Below are 4,011 nucleotides of genomic sequence, written 5' to 3'. Positions count from 1 at the left end.
AAGGCTGCCTCATCGCTAACTTTGCAACAGTGCCCGCTCAGATCGACACCACGACTGCGTCCGGTCGCATGGTGTTCGGAATCTTCGCCACCTTGGCCGAGTTCGAGCGGGATCTGATCCGAGAGCGCACCATGGCGGGTCTCGCCTCCGCGAGAGCGCGCGGTCGCAAGGGCGGACGAAAATTCGCGCTCACCAAAGCTCAGGTGCGTCTCGCGCAAGCCGCCATGGCCCAGCGCGATACTTCAGTTTCCGATCTCTGCAAGGAACTCGGCATCGAGCGCGTCACTCTCTACCGATATGTCGGTCCCAAAGGCGAGCTCAGAGACCATGGAAAGCATGTTCTCGGACTTACGTAGCAACTCGTTTCTTTTCGCAGGTTGAGCCACCTCCGCGCTTCATCAGAAAACTGAAGGAACCTCCATTGAATCGAACTAATATTTTTTTTGGTGAATCGCATTCTGACTGGTTGCCTGTCAGAGGCGGAGAATCTGGTGATTTTGTTTTTCGACGTGGTGACGGGCATGCCTTCGCGAAAATCGCACCTGCTTCCCGCCGCGGTGAGCTCGCTGGAGAGCGTGACCGCCTCATTTGGCTCAAAGGTCGAGGTGTGGCTTGCCCCGAGGTGATCAACTGGCAGGAGGAACAGGAGGGTGCATGCTTGGTGATAACGGCAATTCCGGGAGTACCGGCGGCTGATCTGTCTGGAGCGGATTTGCTCAAAGCGTGGCCGTCAATGGGGCAGCAACTTGGCGCTGTTCACAGCCTATCGGTTGATCAATGTCCGTTTGAGCGCAGGCTGTCGCGAATGTTCGGACGCGCCGTTGATGTGGTGTCCCGCAATGCCGTCAATCCCGACTTCTTACCGGACGAGGACAAGAGTACGCCGCAGCTCGATCTTTTGGCTCGTGTCGAACGAGAGCTACCGGTGCGGCTCGACCAAGAGCGCACCGATATGGTTGTTTGCCATGGTGATCCCTGCATGCCGAACTTCATGGTGGACCCTAAAACTCTTCAATGCACGGGTCTGATCGACCTTGGGCGGCTCGGAACAGCAGATCGCTATGCCGATTTGGCACTCATGATTGCTAACGCCGAAGAGAACTGGGCAGCGCCAGATGAAGCAGAGCGCGCCTTCGCTGTCCTATTCAATGTATTGGGGATCGAAGCCCCCGACCGCGAACGCCTTGCCTTCTATCTGCGATTGGACCCTCTGACTTGGGGTTGATGTTCATGCCGCCTGTTTTTCCTGCTCATTGGCACGTTTCGCAACCTGTTCTCATTGCGGACACCTTTTCCAGCCTCGTTTGGAAAGTTTCATTGCCAGACGGGACTCCTGCAATCGTCAAGGGATTGAAACCTATAGAAGACATTGCTGATGAACTGCGCGGGGCCGACTATCTGGTATGGCGCAATGGGAGGGGAGCAGTCCGGTTGCTCGGTCGTGAGAACAATCTGATGTTGCTCGAATATGCCGGGGAGCGAATGCTCTCTCACATCGTTGCCGAGCACGGCGACTACCAGGCGACCGAAATTGCAGCGGAACTAATGGCGAAGCTGTATGCCGCATCTGAGGAACCCCTGCCTTCTGCCCTTCTCCCGATCCGGGATCGCTTTGCAGCTTTGTTTCAGCGGGCGCGCGATGATCAAAACGCAGGTTGTCAAACTGACTACGTCCACGCGGCGATTATAGCCGATCAAATGATGAGCAATGCCTCGGAACTGCGTGGGCTACATGGCGATCTGCATCATGAAAACATCATGTTCTCCAGTCGCGGCTGGCTGGTGATAGATCCCGTCGGTCTGGTCGGTGAAGTGGGCTTTGGCGCCGCCAATATGTTCTACGATCCGGCTGACAGAGACGACCTTTGTCTCGATCCTAGACGCATTGCACAGATGGCGGACGCATTCTCTCGTGCGCTGGACGTCGATCCGCGTCGCCTGCTCGACCAGGCGTACGCTTATGGGTGCCTTTCCGCAGCTTGGAACGCGGATGGAGAAGAGGAGCAACGCGATCTAGCTATCGCGGCCGCGATCAAGCAGGTGCGACAGACGTCATACTAGATATCAAGCGACTTCTCCTATCCCCTGGGAACACATCAATCTTACCGGAGAATATCGTTGGCCAAAGCCTTAGCGTAGGATTTCGCCCTCTCCCGCAAACGACCCCATCTTTGCGGCGATCGTGGCCGGATAGCCGTCTTCGACAATCAGCCGAGCTAACCGGAGACGGGCACGAGGAGTGAGAAGAGCGTTCGGATGGGTCATCAATTGGCCTCCGCCGCGGTCTTCGTAAGCGCGCGTCTGGTGAGAAGCATGATGACGAGAGCGATCGCTGTCAGCACCGAAGCGACCCAAACCGGCGCGAGCAGCCCCAGCCCGGTCGCGAGCCCGAGCGCACCAAGCACGGGCCCCGCTGCAGCTCCGATATTCAATGCTGCGGTTGCGTACGAACCGCCCATCGTTGGCGCACCCGATGCTGCATACAGCACACGCGTGATCAGAGTACTGCCGACGCCGAACGACAGGAATCCCTGAACGAGGACGAGGACGATAAGCGCAACGGGATGAGATGCGACCACTGCCAACACGATCCAGCCTGTCAGCAATAGCGGTCCGCCGACTGCGAGCACGAGGCCAGGTCGTTGATCTGATAGTCGTCCTGCGATCGTGACGCCAAGGAACGATCCGATGCCGAACATCACCAGCGCGACGGACACCCACGCTTCGGCCAAGCCCGCGGTCTCGGTCACGATGGGTGCCAGGAAGGTGAATGCCGCAAAGGTCCCTCCGTTGATCAGCGCTCCGAGTGCCATGGCCAGGATGAGCCGCGGCGTCGCCAACTGGCTGAGCTCGACACGGAGCCTTGGTGAGGTCGCGCTAGTCTCGCTCCGACCAACATTGTTCGTGACGCCACGAATGACTCCAACGGCCGCGGGAATACAGAGGATGGCGATCGCCCAGAACGTCGTTCGCCAGCCCAGCGCTGTGCCGAGCAGTGCCCCGGCGGGGACGCCCACGACGGTTGCGATCGTCGTGCCGGAGAGCAGGATCGACAGTGCACGCCCCTTCTGGTTCGCTGGCACGAGGGTAGTGGCCGTGCTCAGTGCTACGGCGAGGAATCCTGCGTTTGCGAGAGCGCTGAGCACCCGGGTGATGAGCAGGAGAGAGAACACTGGTGTCATCGCTCCGATGACGTGGCTTCCCGCGAACACGAGAAGGCAAACGATCAATGTGAGCCGCGGTGGCCAACGGCGAGCGAATGCCGCCATCACTGGCGCGCCGACGACCATACCGACTGCGAATGCGGAGGTCAGCAGGCCCGCAGTGCCGACCGAGACGTCAAGTTCGGTCGCGATCGCGGGGAGCAATCCCGCGAGCATGAATTCTGAAGTGCCCATGACGAAGACCGCCAGGGCAAGCATGTAGAGGGCAAAAGGCATCGAGTACTCCGAGGTGTGAGATCAAGAAATGGTTCTTCTTGTCACCACGGCCAGCGCCCCGAGTACGCCAGACATACGCCCACACAGATCGTGGGCGTCGTAACTAGTGGTTCAAGGGGCTGGCGGTGTGACCGACAACCCCTGACCTGTCTGATTCGGGACTCGACATGCCCCAAACTCTAACATGCCTTGGGGTTGCTCGCAAATCGTGGACACGTAGTGGAGCTACCTAGTGGTTAGGCAGCTATTTCTTTTCTGCTGTTGATTGCGCCGGCGTGGTTCTCGAAGTCGACGGGGCTGACCATCCCGAGTGCAGAGTGCCGGCGGTTGTAGACGACTTCAATCCAGTAGGCAACAGCCTTGCGTGCAGCATCACGGGTAGGCCATCGCTTACGGTCGTAGAATTCAGTCTTTAGCGTCGACCAGAACGACTCAGCCATCGCGTTATCGAAGCACACGCCAGTGCGCCCCACAGACTGAGCGATGCCCAGTCTGCGGCAGACCTCCCAGAGCTTCTCGCTAGTGAATTGCGTTCCACGGTCAGCGTGAAACACCAGCCCATCAGGAACGT

Annotated in this window: 6 protein-coding genes and 1 pseudogene; 3 read left to right on the top strand and 4 right to left on the bottom strand. The window is 58.7% G+C overall.

What is annotated here, in order from left to right; translation table 11 throughout:
* From HMPREF2847_RS07080 to HMPREF2847_RS07070, 3 genes are all read left to right on the top strand, one after another.
* On the top strand, positions 1-356 hold a 356-nt coding region (locus HMPREF2847_RS07080), incomplete at its 5' end, for a recombinase family protein (protein WP_141752001.1).
* A 65-nt stretch (positions 357-421) separates the two neighbouring features.
* A complete protein-coding gene (gene aph(3'')-Ib, locus HMPREF2847_RS07075; protein WP_001082319.1) occupies positions 422-1,225 on the top strand; it encodes an aminoglycoside O-phosphotransferase APH(3'')-Ib in 804 nt (267 codons plus the stop codon).
* Entirely contained in the window at positions 1,225-2,061 is an 837-nt protein-coding gene (locus tag HMPREF2847_RS07070) for an aminoglycoside O-phosphotransferase APH(6)-Id (protein ID WP_000480968.1), read from the top strand. The genes aph(3'')-Ib and HMPREF2847_RS07070 overlap by 1 nt, the downstream gene beginning before the upstream one ends.
* Before the next feature lie 105 nt (positions 2,062-2,166).
* Here HMPREF2847_RS07070 and HMPREF2847_RS11270 read toward each other — a convergent pair.
* The 4 genes and pseudogenes from HMPREF2847_RS11270 to HMPREF2847_RS07060 all read right to left on the bottom strand — a co-directional run.
* Positions 2,167-2,265, bottom strand: a pseudogene (locus HMPREF2847_RS11270) (IS481 family transposase); the annotation flags it as partial.
* Positions 2,265-3,440 carry a chloramphenicol efflux MFS transporter Cmx gene (cmx, locus tag HMPREF2847_RS07065; protein ID WP_005297378.1) on the bottom strand — a complete coding sequence of 392 codons (1,176 nt, stop codon included), beginning with the start codon at positions 3,438-3,440 and terminating at the stop codon, positions 2,265-2,267. The gene cmx and the pseudogene HMPREF2847_RS11270, both read right to left, overlap by 1 nt.
* A gap of 21 nt (positions 3,441-3,461) precedes the next feature.
* Positions 3,462-3,515, bottom strand: coding sequence for a chloramphenicol resistance leader peptide (locus HMPREF2847_RS11965; RefSeq protein WP_111947130.1), 54 nt, complete (start codon positions 3,513-3,515; stop codon positions 3,462-3,464).
* A gap of 161 nt (positions 3,516-3,676) precedes the next feature.
* Positions 3,677-4,011 (bottom strand): integrase core domain-containing protein (locus HMPREF2847_RS07060; protein WP_141765067.1); only part of this gene is annotated, 335 nt, incomplete at its 5' end.

The organism is Corynebacterium sp. HMSC074C03, assembly GCF_001838285.1.
In the GTDB taxonomy this organism is placed as follows: domain Bacteria; phylum Actinomycetota; class Actinomycetes; order Mycobacteriales; family Mycobacteriaceae; genus Corynebacterium; species Corynebacterium amycolatum.
Note: the sequence above shows the minus strand (reverse complement) of the source record. Positions and strands in the feature narration are given on the sequence as shown.